15 protein-coding genes are annotated in these 13,944 nt (G+C 68.9%); 6 read left to right on the top strand and 9 right to left on the bottom strand.

Annotation, left to right across the window (positions count from 1 at the left end; all coding sequences use genetic code 11):
* Positions 1-7: 7 nt before the first annotated feature.
* The gene (locus tag BJ988_RS20765; protein WP_179659809.1) at positions 8-922 is read right to left on the bottom strand and encodes an EamA family transporter; all 915 of its coding nucleotides are present in this window, start codon (positions 920-922) and stop codon (positions 8-10) included.
* 203 nt (positions 923-1,125) lie between these two features.
* Positions 1,126-2,109: a GlxA family transcriptional regulator gene (locus BJ988_RS20760; RefSeq protein ID WP_179659808.1), complete on the bottom strand. Its 984-nt coding sequence runs from the start codon at positions 2,107-2,109 to the stop codon at positions 1,126-1,128.
* A gap of 71 nt (positions 2,110-2,180) precedes the next feature.
* On the opposite strand from BJ988_RS20760, the gene BJ988_RS20755 reads away from it, so the two are divergent.
* On the top strand, positions 2,181-3,485 hold the full coding sequence (locus BJ988_RS20755) for an MFS transporter (protein WP_179659807.1): 1,305 nt from the start codon (positions 2,181-2,183) through the stop codon (positions 3,483-3,485).
* Between the two features lie 18 nt (positions 3,486-3,503).
* Here BJ988_RS20755 and BJ988_RS20750 read toward each other — a convergent pair whose 3' ends face one another.
* The 3 genes from BJ988_RS20750 to BJ988_RS20740 all read right to left on the bottom strand — a co-directional run bounded on the left by BJ988_RS20750 (position 3,504) and on the right by BJ988_RS20740 (position 7,327).
* Positions 3,504-5,063: a hypothetical protein gene (locus BJ988_RS20750; RefSeq protein ID WP_179659806.1), complete on the bottom strand. Its 1,560-nt coding sequence runs from the start codon at positions 5,061-5,063 to the stop codon at positions 3,504-3,506.
* A 432-nt stretch (positions 5,064-5,495) separates the two neighbouring features.
* Positions 5,496-6,173 carry a response regulator transcription factor gene (locus BJ988_RS20745; protein WP_008360778.1) on the bottom strand — a complete coding sequence of 226 codons (678 nt, stop codon included), beginning with the start codon at positions 6,171-6,173 and terminating at the stop codon, positions 5,496-5,498.
* Complete coding sequence (locus tag BJ988_RS20740) at positions 6,170-7,327, bottom strand: ATP-binding protein (RefSeq protein ID WP_179659805.1); 1,158 nt, start codon at positions 7,325-7,327, stop codon at positions 6,170-6,172. The genes BJ988_RS20745 and BJ988_RS20740 overlap by 4 nt, the downstream gene beginning before the upstream one ends.
* A gap of 120 nt (positions 7,328-7,447) precedes the next feature.
* Between BJ988_RS20740 and phoU the strand changes: the two genes are divergently transcribed.
* Complete coding sequence (phoU, locus tag BJ988_RS20735; protein ID WP_179659804.1) at positions 7,448-8,098, top strand: phosphate signaling complex protein PhoU; 651 nt, start codon at positions 7,448-7,450, stop codon at positions 8,096-8,098.
* Positions 8,099-8,171: 73 nt separating this feature from the next.
* Here phoU and BJ988_RS20730 read toward each other — a convergent pair whose 3' ends face one another.
* The 3 genes from BJ988_RS20730 to BJ988_RS20720 all read right to left on the bottom strand — a co-directional run bounded on the left by BJ988_RS20730 (position 8,172) and on the right by BJ988_RS20720 (position 10,703).
* Positions 8,172-8,912, bottom strand: coding sequence for a phosphoglyceromutase (locus BJ988_RS20730; RefSeq protein ID WP_179659803.1), 741 nt, complete (start codon positions 8,910-8,912; stop codon positions 8,172-8,174).
* Entirely contained in the window at positions 8,912-9,712 is an 801-nt protein-coding gene (locus BJ988_RS20725; RefSeq protein WP_179659802.1) for a hypothetical protein, read from the bottom strand. Before BJ988_RS20725 ends, BJ988_RS20730 begins: the two co-directional genes overlap by 1 nt.
* Positions 9,713-9,779: 67 nt before the next feature.
* The gene (locus BJ988_RS20720; protein ID WP_179659801.1) at positions 9,780-10,703 is read right to left on the bottom strand and encodes a UbiA family prenyltransferase; all 924 of its coding nucleotides are present in this window, start codon (positions 10,701-10,703) and stop codon (positions 9,780-9,782) included.
* Positions 10,704-10,938: 235 nt separating this feature from the next.
* Between BJ988_RS20720 and BJ988_RS20715 the strand changes: the two genes are divergently transcribed.
* Both BJ988_RS20715 and BJ988_RS20710 read left to right on the top strand, forming a co-directional pair.
* Positions 10,939-11,424: a CarD family transcriptional regulator gene (locus BJ988_RS20715; protein ID WP_179659800.1), complete on the top strand. Its 486-nt coding sequence runs from the start codon at positions 10,939-10,941 to the stop codon at positions 11,422-11,424.
* Positions 11,425-11,529: 105 nt separating this feature from the next.
* Complete coding sequence (locus tag BJ988_RS20710; RefSeq protein ID WP_218861006.1) at positions 11,530-12,129, top strand: glycosyltransferase family protein; 600 nt, start codon at positions 11,530-11,532, stop codon at positions 12,127-12,129.
* Here BJ988_RS20710 and BJ988_RS20705 read toward each other — a convergent pair.
* Positions 12,122-12,814 carry a 2-C-methyl-D-erythritol 4-phosphate cytidylyltransferase gene (locus tag BJ988_RS20705; protein WP_179659798.1) on the bottom strand — a complete coding sequence of 231 codons (693 nt, stop codon included), beginning with the start codon at positions 12,812-12,814 and terminating at the stop codon, positions 12,122-12,124. The genes BJ988_RS20710 and BJ988_RS20705 overlap by 8 nt on opposite strands.
* A gap of 205 nt (positions 12,815-13,019) precedes the next feature.
* Between BJ988_RS20705 and nirD the strand changes: the two genes are divergently transcribed.
* Entirely contained in the window at positions 13,020-13,382 is a 363-nt protein-coding gene (nirD, locus tag BJ988_RS20700) for a nitrite reductase small subunit NirD (RefSeq protein ID WP_179659797.1), read from the top strand.
* 39 nt (positions 13,383-13,421) lie between these two features.
* The gene (ispF, locus tag BJ988_RS20695) at positions 13,422-13,901 is read left to right on the top strand and encodes a 2-C-methyl-D-erythritol 2,4-cyclodiphosphate synthase (RefSeq protein WP_179659796.1); all 480 of its coding nucleotides are present in this window, start codon (positions 13,422-13,424) and stop codon (positions 13,899-13,901) included.
* Positions 13,902-13,944 lie beyond the last annotated feature (43 nt).

Below are 13,944 nucleotides of genomic sequence, written 5' to 3'. Positions count from 1 at the left end.
AGGGCATTCAGCGCGGGTCAGCGCGCGGCCGGCGGCGGGTGATCAGCACACCCACGATGCACATCGCGCCACCCACGAAGGCAAGTGCCGGCGGCACCTCGTCGAGCACCAGCCAGGCCATGAGCGCGGTGATGAACGGCACCAGGAACGTCGACTGCGCGAACTTGCCGGCATCGGAGTGGGAGAGCGCATAGGCCCAGGTCACGAAGGCAAGAGCACTCGGGAAGAGGCCGAGGTAGACGATCCAGCCGATGTTGCCGACGCTGATGTCGGGGATCGTGGTGACCAGCTCGCCCGACCACGGCAGGCAGATGACGAGGCCGGCGATGGCGTACCAGAACGTCAGCAGCAGCGCGCTCATGGAAGGCAGCAGCTTCTTCTGTGTGAGGACACCGATCGCGAAGGTGAGCGCTGCGACGACAGAGAGAGCGACGCCGATCCAGTCGCCGGTGTCGCCGTTGGCGGAGGCGCGGCCGATGACGACGACACCAGCGAACCCGACGCCGGTGCCGATGAGGATCCACCGGTGGATCTGCTCCTTGAGCACGAGGCCTGCCAGGAGCGCCACCACGATCGGGCCGACCTGGACGATCAGTGCTGCCGTGGCCGCGTCGATCCGGCGCTCGGACTCGTTGAGCGCCAGGTTGTAGATCCCCAGCCAGGAGGCGCCGCCCAGGGCGATCAGCGGCCACTCCTTCCGGGTAGGCAGCCGGAACCCGCCCTTCAGCGCGAGGTAGGCGCCGAGCGCCGCGACCATCACCAGCAGCCGGCCCAGCGACAGGCTTCCCGGCGGGACGGTGTCACCCAGGTGCCGGATCCCGACGAACGCCGATGCCCACAGCACCAGCGTGATCCCGCACGCGACCAATGGCTTCCAGAGCGGCGTGGTCGCGGCCGGTGCGGGGCTAATCGTCGTCGTCACGATAAAAGGCTACGGACCCGTACGCCGGTACGCGAGCGGATAACGGTCATCGATGTTCGACATCCCGCCATGTCGACCCCCGCCGAGACGTCACTGGCGTCGGCCGAGACGTCACTGGCGTCGGCCGAGACGTCAGGGCGATGCCCTTTCGGCCGTCCGACGTGACGCTTCGGCCGACGGGGGTGACGCTTCGGCGGGGGTGGTCAGCCGCGGAAGGTCCGCCGGTACGCGGTGGGGGTGATACCGAGGGCGGCGTGGAAGTGGAGGCGGAGGGACTGGGCGGTGTTGAGGCCACATCGGGCGGCGACCTGCTCGACGCTGAGGTCGGTGGTCTCCAGCAGGTTGCGGGCGAGCTCGATGCGCTGGCGCTGCAACCAGCGGCCGGGGGAGTCGCCGGTCTCGTCGCGGAAGCGCCGGGTGAAGGTACGCACCGACATCGAGACCTGGGCCGCCATCGTCTCCAGGGTGAGGGGCTGGTCGAGGTGGGCGAGCGCCCAGGCGGTCGCCGCCGAGATGCCCGCGTCGCCCGACACAGGCGCGTGATGCCGGATGAACTGCGCCTGGCCGCCGTCGCGGTGGGGCGGGACGACCGTCACCCGAGCGACGCGGTTGGCGACCGCGGCGCCGTGGTCGCGGCGTACGACATGCAGGCAGAGGTCGACGCCGGCGGCCACCCCGGCGGAGGTGAGGATCTCGCCGTCGTCGACGAAGAGCACGTCGGGGTCCAGCCTGACCTGCGGAAACAGCTCCCGGAACTGGTCGGTGTAGAACCAGTGGGTCGTCGCCGGGCGGCCGTCCAGGAGGCCCGCGGCGCCCAGCGCGAAGGCGCCGGTGCAGATCGACATGACCCGGGTGCCCGGGCGGATCATGTCGAGCGCCTCCTTCAGCGGCGCCGACAGCACTCCGTCGGTGACCATCGGCGAGGCTTCGTCGAACTTCGGGATCACCACTGTGTCGGCTCCCGCCAGCGCCTCGGGGCCGTGCGGCGCGAGCACGACCATGTCCGAGTCCGACTGAACCGGTCCGGGGCCGCCTGTCGTGCAGGTGAGAACCTCGTAGAGCAGTCGGTCCTGGCTGTCGCGAGCCTTCCCGAAGATCCGGTGCGGGATACCGATCTCGAACGGGATGAACCCATCCTGGATCAGCACCGCGACCCGGTGCGGAGAAGGAACCCGTACGTCGTCCATGGCTGGATCTTATCGATAGATGTCAATCAGGCCACTGTCTGGAGCGGCGCGCTCCCGGAAGGATCTTCCCCATGACCCAGACGACGAGCCCGCCGCCTGCCGGCCGAACATCCGCGCGCCGCCCCCGCATCCACCCGGCCTGGTGGGTGGCTGCCGTCGCCTTCGTGACCATCGTCGGAGCTGCTGCCTTCACCGCGGCGCCGGGCCTCCTCGTCGGTCCGCTGCACGATGAGTTCGGCTGGTCGCGCGGCACGATCGGGGTCGGGATCACGCTCCAGCTCGCGCTCTACGGTCTGACCGCACCCTTCGCCGCCGCGCTGATGGACCGCTTCGGGATCCGGCCGGTGGTGGCCGTCGCGCTCACCATGATCACCCTCGGCTCGCTCGGCACCGTCTGGATGAGCCAGTCGTGGCAGTTCGTGCTCGGCTGGGGCGTCCTCGTCGGCGGCGGCAGCGGCTGCATGGCGCTCGCCTTCGGTGCCACGATCACCACCCGCTGGTTCGACAAGCGACAGGGCCTCGTCAGCGGTCTGCTGACTGCCGGCGGCGCCTCGGGACAGCTGATCTTCCTGCCGGTGCTGGCGATCCTGATCGGCGAGTACGGCTGGCGGGCGGCCTCGGTCACGATCGCGCTGGTCGCAGCCGCGGTGATCCCGTTCGTGCTCCTGCTGCTCCGCGACTACCCGGCCGACCTGGGTCTGACGCCCTACGGTGCCTCGCAGATCGTGCCGCGACCTGCGCCGGCGACCGGCGCCGCGCTACGGACCGTTCGCGTTCTCGGGATGGTGATGCGTACGAAGGCCTTCTGGCTCCTTGCCGGCGCCTTCGCAATCTGCGGAATCACCACGAACGGGCTGATCAGGACCCACTTCATACCTGCCGCACATGACCACGGCATGGCCCCGGTCGCGGCCGCCTCGCTGCTCGCCGTGATCGGCATCTTCGACGTCGTCGGGACGATCTTCTCCGGCTGGCTCACCGACCGCTTCAACCCGGTCGTGCTGCTCGGCTTCTACTACTCGCTGCGCGGGATCTCGCTGATCTTCCTGCCGATGCTGCTGTCGTCCGAGGTGCACCTGCCGATGGTGTTCTTCATCGTCTTCTACGGCCTCGACTGGGTCGCCACCGTGCCACCCACGCTCGCGCTGTGCCGCGAGATCTGGCCCGAGGACGCCCCGATCGTCTTCGGCTGGGTCCTCGCCTCCCACCAGGTCGGAGCAGGCCTGGTCGCGTGGATGGGTGGCGTCGTACGCGATGTCACCGGGTCCTACGACCTGGTCTGGTACGCCGCCGGCGCGCTCTGCGCTGCAGCCGCGCTGATGTCGCTGGTGATGCCGCGGAGCCCGGTGACGGAGAAGCAGATGACGCCGGCCTGACCCCGGCGCCGCCGAGGCCTACGACGCGGGAGAGGCCATCATGTCGTTGGAGGTGTAGAGCCGACCGAGGTACGCATCGAGCCGCCTGACGGCTCCACTGCTGCTACTCGGTAGATGCACGACACCCTGGAAGGTCGCGCTGGTCTCTCCCGCGGGGATGATCACGCCGCTGGGTACCTGGAACGAGCTCGAGCTCGAGATGAGGCGAACCGGCGTATCCACGGTGGCGACTCCCGTCAGTGTGACCGTGCCGGTGAAGGGTTCGTCGCTGGTGGCACTGTCCGGCAGCGTGATGGCCGCCAGCCCGGGCTGCAGCGTGATCGGGACGTCGTAGGTGTGTGTTCCTGCGGTCACGTGGAGCGTGATCGGTGTGCTCTCGGTGACCTCGGCGACGTCGAAGTAGAGGCTGGCGACGGTGTGGCCGGGTCGGAACGCGGTCGGCTCGAATGTGAGCAGCGACGAGTCGGAGGACACGGTGACCGGTACGCCGTCGGGACCGGCGGGGCGTCCGATGTCGATCGAGGCACCTGCCCGCCCGCCGCCGTAGAAGGTCTGCCTGCTCAGCGAGACCGGGTCTCCGGGCCGGAAGCTCCGCTGGACGAGGACGGTGTCGGTTCGCTGCTGGCTGCCGAAGGTCGCGGTGATGCGTACCTCGGTGTCCTCCTCAGGTGCGGTGATCGTCCGATCGATGTCCGCGCGAGTTGTGCCCTTGGCGACGGTCATGCTCGGAGGGAGCGGGATCAGGGGATCGCTCGACTCGACCCGGACCACGGTGTCCGTGATCGCCGGGAATCCCAGGTCGACGTGGGAACGCACGGTGCGCGCCCCGTTGTCATCGGCCCATGCATTCAGATCGGCCGATTCGAGCCCCGGGTGCGCCTCAAGATCGAAGTGGTGCGCCCAGCCTCCTGGGTGGGACCCGACGCTGAGCTGTGAGCGGATGAGATCTGAGTCGGCGACGGTGCCGTCGGGGACGGTGACGGGAACCCCGACGCTCGTGCTGCCGGCGGGGACGAGAACCCGCCCCGGCACCTTGACGATCGAGTTGTTGGTCGCCAGGTAGACGTAGCGCGAGATATCAAGTGCGCACGGCTGCTTGAGGGTGACTGTCGTCGGCCTCGTACCTGCATAGATCACGTTGGCTGTCGCCCGTGAGGAGGGCATGCACATCTCAGGGTTCGCGGTTGCGATAAAGGTGTCCGACACCCAGCGGCTCGAACCCGCCTTGCGCACCTTGACCGCCACGTTGAGCCGGTTGGTGCGAGCTCGCGCGGTCACCTGGAAGGTGACGCTCGGTCGGTCCCTGGCGATCCAGATGTCCCCCGAGTTGTGCGCGGTCGCGCCCGAGGTCGTCGATACGACCAGACGGGTCCACTTGGTCGTGCGGCAGGCGAGCCGGGCGACAGCTTTGGCGGAATTCCCGCTGACGATCGTCGTGGGACTGATCGTCAGGCTGCTCAGTGGAGGGTTGGCGCAGTACGCGTACCTGCGGGTGAGAGCGGTGGACACGGTGCGTCGGTTGTACGTCGCGCTGATCGAACCGCGGGTCGTGATCGCCGTGAGCCTGGTCCTCACCATGAAGGACCGCGTGCGATGCCCGCTCCTGACATAGACCGAGGACGGAACCACGATCCCAGCGGTCGCTCTGACCGCCACTCGCTTTCGTGTGCGGGGCGCGCACGAGAGTGTCACCGTCGCGGTGGTGGACTGACCCGCCGTGACATTGCTTCGTTTCAGAGTGATCTTCGAGAGCTTCGGGCTGCTGCAGGCTGCTTCCGCGGGTGAGGCGGTGGTGCCCACCGGGAGGAGGACAGCGATCACAAGGGCGATCAGGAGAGGCAGGCGACGCAACACGACGTACTTTCCATTCGGCGCCGCGGGCTGCGGGCAGGCAGGGGAATCGTAAGCAGTGGATGCGCCCCGGGACATGGCCCGTCCGGGCTATGCGAAAGCCGACGTGGGAGTTCTGAGGTCACTCAGCGACCTCAGAACTCCCACGTCTCTTAGGCCTTACAGGTCGAGCTTGTAGCCCAGGCCTCTCACCGTGACCAGGAACTTCGGCTCGGACGGGTCCGGCTCGAGCTTGGCGCGCAGGCGCTTGACGTGGACGTCGAGCGTCTTGGTGTCGCCGACGTAGTCGGAGCCCCAGACGCGGTCGATGAGCTGGCCGCGGGTCAGCACCCGGCCGGGGTTGCGCAGGAACATCTCCAGGAGCTCGAACTCCTTGAGTGGGAGGCGCTGCTCGTTGCCGTCCACGGTCACGACGTGGCGCTCCACGTCCATCCGGACCGGACCGGCCTCGAGGGTCGCCGGGGCAGCGTCGGGCTCGGTGCCTCGCCGGAGCACGGCGCGGATCCGGGCGACGAGCTCGCGCGGGGAGTAGGGCTTGGTGACGTAGTCGTCAGCGCCGAGCTCGAGGCCGACGACCTTGTCGACCTCGTCGTCCTTGGCGGTCACCATGATGACCGGGACCGAAGAGGTGGCCCGGATCTGCCGGCACACCTCGGTGCCCGAGAGACCGGGAAGCATCAGGTCGAGCAGCACGATGTCTGCCCCGTTGCGGTCGAACTCCTTCAGAGCGTCGGTGCCGTCCTCGGCGACGGCGACCTCGAAGCCCTCCTTGCGGAGCATGTAGGACAGTGCTTCGCTGTAGCTGGCTTCATCTTCGACGACGAGTACCCGGGTCACGGGCGTTCCTCCTTGCTTGTGCCGGACTGCCCGGCAGTTGGTAGGTGCTGGGGCAGAGTGAGGGTGAAGGTTGAACCTTGACCCTCCTGCGACCAGACCTTGACCTCGCCACCGTGTGTGGCGGCGACGTGCTTGACGATCGACAGGCCGAGCCCGGTGCCGCCGGTGGAGCGGTGGCGGGCGGGGTCGACGCGATAGAAGCGCTCGAAGATCCGGTCGATCTCCGTGGACGGGATGCCGATGCCCTGGTCGACCACGGAGATCTCGACGGAGCCGTCGGTCGCGCGGGTCGAGACGGTCACGGTCGAGCCGGGGTCGGAGTAGGCGACCGCGTTGGAGACCAGGTTGGTGACGGCGGTCGAGACCTGCTCGTCGTTGCCGAAGACGTGCAGCCCGGCGGTGCCGGCGCTGACCACGTTGATCCCCTTCGCGCTGGCGTCGACGATCGAGCTGTCGACGGCGGCCACGATGACCTTGTCGACGTCGACAGCGACCGGCGCCTCCAACGGCTCGTCGCCCTGCAGCCTGGAGAGCTCGATGATCTGCTGGACGAGCGCGGTCAGGCGCTCGGACTCGGTGATCATCCGGTTGGAGAAGCGGCGTACGGCCTCGGGGTCGTCGGAGGCCTCGGTGACCGCATCGGCGAGCACTCTTATCGCGCCGACCGGCGTCTTGAGCTCGTGGCTGACGTTGGCGACGAAGTCGCGGCGTACGGCCTCCACACGGCGCTCGCGGGTGCGGTCCTCGACCAGGGCGAGGGCGAGGCGTGTGCCCAGCGGAGCGACGCGAGCGGTGACGTGCCGCGACGCCCCGTTGGCGCGCGAGATCACCAGCTCGGTCTCCCGGATCTGACCGTCACGACGCACGGCGTGGACGAGCTCGGACAGCTCGGGCGAGACCAGCGAGGTGCCGCGAACCAGCCCGAGGGCGTACGCAGGGGCGCTGGCCTTGAGCACCGTGTCGTGCTCGTCGACGACGACCGCGCTGCTGCGCAGGACCGAGAGGACCGCGGCGACCTCGGAGGGAACCTTCGGGGGCTCGACCTCGGGGACCCGGCGGCGGGAACGCTCGCTCATCGCCCACGCAAGCACCGCCGCTCCGGCGACGACCGCGCCGAGGAGCGCAGCAAGAAAGGCCTGCGTCGTCGAGTCCACACGATCAGGGTAATCCCATCAAACACCTGTTCTTCACCACTGGACGCCTGCGCGCCGAACGTTCACCATCGGTTCACTCGCGATGAAGATCCGTACATGTCGAGTGTCTAGGATCGGGACATGCGCGCTGCTTTCCATGACGACCTCGATGCCATCTTCAACGACCTCACCAATGTCTGTGAGCTGGTGTCTGTGGCCGTACGCGACGCGACCACCGCTCTTCTGGACGCCCGCAACGACCTCGCCGAGCAGGTGATCGACAAGGACATCGAGATCGACGACGCCCGCGAGCGGATCGAGGAGAACGCCCTCGAGCTGCTCGGGCTGCAGTCTCCGGTGGCCGGCGACCTCCGCGTCGTCGTAGCCGCGCTGCGGATGATCTCCGACCTCGAGCGGATGGGTGACCTCTCCGTCCACGTCGCCAAGATCGCCAGGCTGCGTACGCCGAACAAGGCCGTCCCCGAGCTGGCCCAGCCGACCATCGCCAAGATGGCCGAGATCGCCCAGCAGATGGTCGAGCGCACCTGCCAGATCCTGCGCACCCGCGACGTCTCCGCAGCGCAGGACCTGGTCGCCGACGACGACGAGATGGACCGGCTGCGCCGCCAGTCCTTCGCCGAGCTGCTGGGTCAGGACTGGACCCACGGCGTCGAGCCCGCCGTCGACGTAGCCCTCCTGGGCCGCTACTACGAGCGCATCGCCGACCACGCCGTCACGGTGGCCAACCGGGTCGTCTTCGTGGTGACCGGCGAGACTCCCGCCGACTCCTGACCGTCGACAGGTCACAAAAGCCGGTCGAGACGTCACCTGAGTGACGTCTCGACCGGCTTTTGTGACGCTTCGGCTACTGCTTGCCCTGGTTGGCGACGGCCTCAGCCGCGGCAGCCGCGGCCTCGGGGTCGAGGTAGGTGCCGCCGGCGACGACGGGCTTCAGCGACTCGTCGAGCTCGTAGACCAGCGGCTGACCCGTGGGGATGTTGAGCTTGGCGATCGCGGCCTCGGAGACGTTGTCGAGGTGCTTGACCAGCGCGCGCAGGCTGTTGCCGTGGGCGGTGACCAGGACCGTCTTGCCGGTCTTCAGGTCGGGCACGATCGCGGAGTCCCAGTAAGGCAGCATCCGGGCAACGACGTCCTTGAGGCACTCGGTGGCGGGCACCTCGATGTCGGCGTAGCGCGGGTCATCGGCCTGGGAGAACTCGGAGTCGAGCTCGATCGGCGGCGGCGGGACGTCGTAGGAGCGGCGCCAGAGCTGGAACTGCTCCTCGCCGAACTTCTTCAGCGTCTCGGACTTGTTCTTTCCCTGGAGCGCGCCGTAGTGGCGCTCGTTGAGGCGCCAGTCGCGGCGCACCGGGATCCAGTGACGGTCGGCGGTGTCCAGAGCGATGTTGGCGGTGGTGATCGCACGGCGCAGCAGGCTCGTGTGGACCAGGTCGGGGAGGATCCCGGCCTCGGCGAGCAGCCTGCCGCCGTTGACGGCCTCATCCCGGCCCTTGTCGGTGAGGTCGACATCGACCCAGCCGGTGGAGAGGTTGAGCGCGTTCCACTCGCTCTGGCCGTGGCGCAGGAGGACGAGCTTGTAGGTCATCAGTGGGCTTCCTCGGCGCCGGGGAGGGCAGCCGGGGGGAACTCACAGGAGTAGGGGTCCTCGGCGATCGAGCCGTGCGCACCCTCGGTGGCGTGCTCACCCTCAGCGGCGTGCTCGCCCTCGGTGGCGTGCTCGCCCTCGGCGGAGGCGTCGGCCGGCAGGGTCGAAGCCTCCTCGGAGCCTTCGGTGCCGGTCTCGCCGGAAGCTTCCTCGCCGGCAGCACCCTCGGACTCCTGAGCCTGCGCGTTCTTGCCCTTCTTCGCGGGCTTCTCGGTCTCGCCGGCGGCGGCGACGACCTCGGCGTACGGACCGCACTGGGTGACCACCGGGACCGCGATGGTCTTCTCCTCGCCCTCGGAGAAGGTGAAGGTCATCGGGATGCTGTCGCCCGGCTTGAAGTCGCCGGTGACCGGGATCCCCCCGGTGGCCGGGTCGGCCAGGTTGATGATGCCGCGGGTGGGCAGCTCGATCGGCGTGAACGACTCAGGCGTGACCGTCTCGGTCGCCTCGGGCGCCGTCGCGATCGAGGTGACCGACGGCAGCGGCTTGCCGGCGACCGCCGGGTTGATCGCCGGGTCGAGCGAGAAGGTGCCGACCAGGACGCCGGAGCCTTCCTGCGCGGTCACGATGCGGGCCGCGTTGATCCGGACGGCACCGTCGAGCGTCGAGCCGCCGTGGATGATCTCGTTGGGCCGGTCGGTCGCGTAGTCGAAGCTGCTGCAGGCGGTGAGCGCCGGAAGGGCGAGAGCCACGAGGGCGCCCGTCACTGCGAGCCGCTTCTGCATAACCTTGGTCGTCACGCGCGACACTCTATCCGCCCGATCCGGCGATACCGGAAAAGGGTCAGGCTCGCAGGTCAGACACCGCTCATGCGCGCAGTCCGACGACGCTCGCGACGTACAGCATCCCGCCGACCACGATGGCGACATAGAGCAGCGTGACGAGGAGGAGCTTCCCGGCTCCCAGCTTCAGGCCGGCCTTGAGGGGCAGGTACGTCCAGCCGTCCGCGTTGTCGGCCACCAGGCCCCACAGTGCGGTCAGGAAATGTACGCCGACACCCAGCCCCGCGGCGAGCGCGACCATCGCCCAGTGGGGCGGCCCGCCCGCGGCCTCGCCGGCCCAGCCCGCGTACGACAGGTATCCGGGGTAGCAGGCGAAGGCCGCGGTCCAGGGGACCCAGGACAGCAGGCCCCTGCGCAGCAGTACGTTGGCGAGCATCCCGAGCACCAGCGAGCCCAGGTAGAACAGCCCCGCGACGGTGCCCGAGGTGACCGAGAGCGGAATCACGAGCAGTACGCCGCAGCACAGCGCGAACCAGACGCCGCCCGGCTCGAGGCGGCCGTCGGAGATCGGTTTGCCCTCACGCTCGTGACGACGGTCGACGGCCTGGTCGACGAGGTCGTTGTGCCAGCCGAGGACGGCCTGGCCGACGAGGACGGTGACCGCGATCAGCGCGACCTCGCGAGTCGTCAGCCCCGCGATGACGGCAGCCCCGGAGAGGCCGATGGCGGTCAGCACCGCCTGGCGCGGGTGGGCGGAACGGATGAGGAGGAAGGGGGCCCAGTTGCCGACCTTGGCCATGATGCCTTCTCTGCCCGCCGAGGCATCGGGAACGGCGGACGCGCTGGCCTGCGTCCGTTGCTCGCTCCGCTCGCTCACTCCCTCGCTCGGCGCGGACGGACGAGCAAGCTCGCCGCCCGACCTCGCTTCGGTCGTCTCCGGGTCCTGATCCTGGGCGTGCGGCGACGCGGTGAAGATGGTCTTGGGGGCGCTCTGCGGTGCATTCGCCATGGCGGCAGTATCGGGCACTGCGCCAAGCCGCGCAGGACAACAGGCTGGCGACGATGAGATTTCGGCCCTGTTTCGAACTCAACCATGCTGCCACGCTTAACCGTCCAGCGCGCGCGGAACCACACAAGTTGTCGATCTGTCAACCCCTGAATAATGCCCTGACCTGCACAAACACGGAATCCGAATTCTAAGATCCGTGGTAGACTTAGGTTCCTAGGAAGGGGTACCTAAAAATATGACTTTCACCGTCGGCGAGACCGTCGTATACCCGAACCATGGCGCGGCCGTCATCGAAGACATCGAGATGCGCACCATCAAGGGCGAGGAGCGGCAGTATCTGGTCCTCCGCATCATCGCTCAGCAGGACCTCGTGGTGCGTGTTCCGTCCAACAACCTCGAGCTCGTCGGAGTTCGAGACGTTGTAGACAAGGATGGGCTTGATCGGGTCTTCGAGGTGCTCCGTGCGGAGCACGTCGAAGAGCCGACCAACTGGTCGCGTCGTTACAAGGCAAATCTGGAGAAGCTGCACAGCGGCGATGTCATGAAGGTCGCCGAGGTCGTGCGTGACCTGTGGCGTCGTGAGCGTGACCGTGGCCTCTCCGCCGGGGAGAAGCGCATGCTCGCCAAGGCACGCCAGATCCTCGTATCGGAGCTCGCGCTATGTGAGCACACCAACGAAGACAAGGCTGAAGTCCTCCTCGACGAGGTGCTGGCCAGCTGACGCTGGTCTCGGTCTGCGCGACAGGCTCCGGGTCATCCCGGGGCCTGTTTCGCGTTTTCACGGGCTGGTCGCCGGGTCACCCGGCCAGCCGCTAGCGTGGCTCACATGGACGACCCCTACGCCGAGTACGACGAGATCGATGAGACCGCCGAGCTCCCGTCCGCCCTCGGGACGGTTGCCGAGGACGGCCGCGGATCGCTGCCGTTCGCGCTGATCCAGGGTGAGGCGCTGGTCGCCGCGGCGACCTGGTCCCTCGGGGAGTCCGGCGTGACCCCCGTCGACTTCACCGCATCCTGGGAAGGGATCGTGGCCGCCGAGGAGCCGTTGGTGCTCCACGACTCACTGTGCCCGATGACCCCGCCGGCCTTCATCGCCCACTGCGTCTCGACCGCGCTCGAGCGTGATGCGGTCGTGATCGGCGTACGCCCGGTCACGGACACGGTGAAGAAGCTCGCTGTCGAGGAAGGGGTGCCGGTGCTCGGCGAGACCGTGGACCGTGACGCGATGGTCTCGGTCACCTCGCCGATCGTGCTGCCGCCCGCCGTCGTCGCCTCGCTGGACGACTGGCCGACCGGCGACTTCGCCGAGATCGCGGCCGAGCTGGCCGGCCGGTTCCCGGTCGTCTCGATCGAGGCTCCGCCGATCGGTCGCCGGGTGACCTCCGAGGAGGACATCCGCCTTCTGGAGGGCCTGGCGCTCAGCTGAGCAGCGCCGCGGCCGCGCGCAGATCGTCGGCGAAGGTCACCTTGAGGTTCAGCTGGGTGCTGGGGACCGCGACGATGCGTACGCCGGGGGAGTAGCGCTCCAGGGTGGCGCCGGTGTCGGTGCCGTCGAAGCCGTCGGCCGCGGCCTGCGCGTAGGCGGCCAGGAGGTCGGCGGCCCGGAAGGCCTGCGGCGTCTGTACGCCGACGAGAGCACCGGCCACAGGCTGAAGGTCACGCGTCGAGAGGTGGGTGAGCGGGGCGGCCGGGATGGCGCCGCCGTGCTCACGGGCGACGCCGATGACCGTGGTGTAGAGGTCCGGTGTGGCCAGCGGCCGGGCGGTGTCGTGGATCGCCACCACGTCGATCTCGCCGGCCTCGATGTCGGCCCGGAGCACCCCGAGCGCAGCCTGCTCGGAGGCGTGGCGGGTCTCGCCGCCGGTGACCATCGCGACCTCGCGCTCGCCGAGCAGGGGCTGAGCGACGGCCGCGACCGCCTCCTCGTCGCCGCTGCGTACGACCAGGACGACACGGTGCACGTCCGGCACCTCGAGAGCTGTCCGGAGCGAGAGGCCGAGGGCTGAGGAGGCCGGATCGCCGGACCCGTCGAGCGGGAGCAGCACCTTGTTGGCGGCGGCCCCGACGCGGGTGCCGGAGCCGGCGGCCAGGAGTACGAGAGCGGCAGGCACCCCAGGAGATTATCCGTTCGGCGCCGGAGCCGGCCGACGGGCCGGATCGACGGACTGGCCGACGGACTGGACCGATGGCCTGGGCGCTGGTGTTTACGCACCCGTTACAAACCGAAACAGGAGGCGGCTGCCACGCGCCCTACGGTCGATTCCACCGAAGGGAGGACCGACGTATGTCGACGAAGCGGCTCGGGCCTGCGACGGCATGAGCGAGCGGATACCGCTGTATGAGGACGGAGACTGGCAGCACGTCTGCCAGGTCGACGAGCTCGAGGTGGAGCGCGGCGCCACGGCGCTGGTCCACGGCCAGGCCGTCGCCATCTTCCGGATGTCCGACGACGTCGTCTACGCGCTGGGCAACCACGATCCGTTCGCCAAGGCGTCGGTGATCGCCAGGGGCATCGTCGGGGTCCGTGACGGGGTGCCGTTCGTGGCCTCGCCCGTCCACCGGCACGGGTTCGACCTGCGTACGGGACAGTGCCTGGACGACCCGCACGTGACCATTCCTGCCTACGAGGTCCGGGTCCTCGACGGCGTCGTCCAGGTCGGGCACCGGAAGACGACCTGACTGCGTCCGATAGGCCGGGGATCTGGGAGACTTCGGAGCGTGCAGCTTCCTCTGGTCGGCATCGGGACCGACGTACACAGCCTTGCCGACGGTGTCCCGATGCACGTGGCCGGCCTGGCCTTTCCCGACGAGCTGCAGGGGCTGGCCGGGCACTCCGACGGCGACGTCGCCGCCCACGCCTGCTGCGACGCGCTCTTCTCCGCGGCCGGCCTCGGCGACCTGGGGTCGAACTTCGGCACCTCCGAGCCCGAGTGGGCCGGAGCAGCCGGGGTCGCCCTGCTGGCGGAGGCCGCGCGCCGGGTCCGCGAGGCCGGCTTCGAGATCGGCAACATCGCGGTCCAGGTGATCGGCAACCGGCCCAAGATCGGTCCTCGGCGCGATGAGGCCAACCAAGCGCTCTCCACGGCGGCCGGCGCGTCAGTCACCGTGACGGCGACGACCACCGACGGTCTCGGGCTCACCGGACGCGGCGAGGGCGTCGCCGCGATCGCAACCGCGCTCATCGCGCCACGCCGGTAGCGCAAGCGCGAGGATACCGACAGGGTCCGATGAAACACCCGTT

The organism is Nocardioides panzhihuensis (genome assembly GCF_013408335.1).
Taxonomy (GTDB): Bacteria; Actinomycetota; Actinomycetes; order Propionibacteriales; family Nocardioidaceae; genus Nocardioides; species Nocardioides panzhihuensis.
The sequence above is the reverse complement of the archived record's forward strand: the minus strand, read 5'-3'. Positions and strand labels throughout refer to the sequence as shown.

What these genes read in the sequence shown, in the direction of transcription:
- BJ988_RS20760 (WP_179659808.1), bottom strand. Translation starts at nt 2,109, where the DNA reads ATGGACGACGTACGGGTTCCTTCTCCGCACCGGGTCGCGGTGCTGATC.
- BJ988_RS20755 (WP_179659807.1), top strand. Translation starts at nt 2,181, where the DNA reads ATGACCCAGACGACGAGCCCGCCGCCTGCCGGCCGAACATCCGCGCGC.
- BJ988_RS20750 (WP_179659806.1), bottom strand. Translation starts at nt 5,063, where the DNA reads ATGGTGAGGACCAGGCTCACGGCGATCACGACCCGCGGTTCGATCAGC.
- phoU (WP_179659804.1), top strand. Translation starts at nt 7,448, where the DNA reads ATGCGCGCTGCTTTCCATGACGACCTCGATGCCATCTTCAACGACCTC.
- BJ988_RS20730 (WP_179659803.1), bottom strand. Translation starts at nt 8,912, where the DNA reads ATGACCTACAAGCTCGTCCTCCTGCGCCACGGCCAGAGCGAGTGGAAC.
- BJ988_RS20720 (WP_179659801.1), bottom strand. Translation starts at nt 10,703, where the DNA reads ATGGCGAATGCACCGCAGAGCGCCCCCAAGACCATCTTCACCGCGTCG.
- BJ988_RS20715 (WP_179659800.1), top strand. Translation starts at nt 10,939, where the DNA reads ATGACTTTCACCGTCGGCGAGACCGTCGTATACCCGAACCATGGCGCG.
- BJ988_RS20710 (WP_218861006.1), top strand. Translation starts at nt 11,530, where the DNA reads ATGGACGACCCCTACGCCGAGTACGACGAGATCGATGAGACCGCCGAG.
- nirD (WP_179659797.1), top strand. Translation starts at nt 13,020, where the DNA reads ATGAGCGAGCGGATACCGCTGTATGAGGACGGAGACTGGCAGCACGTC.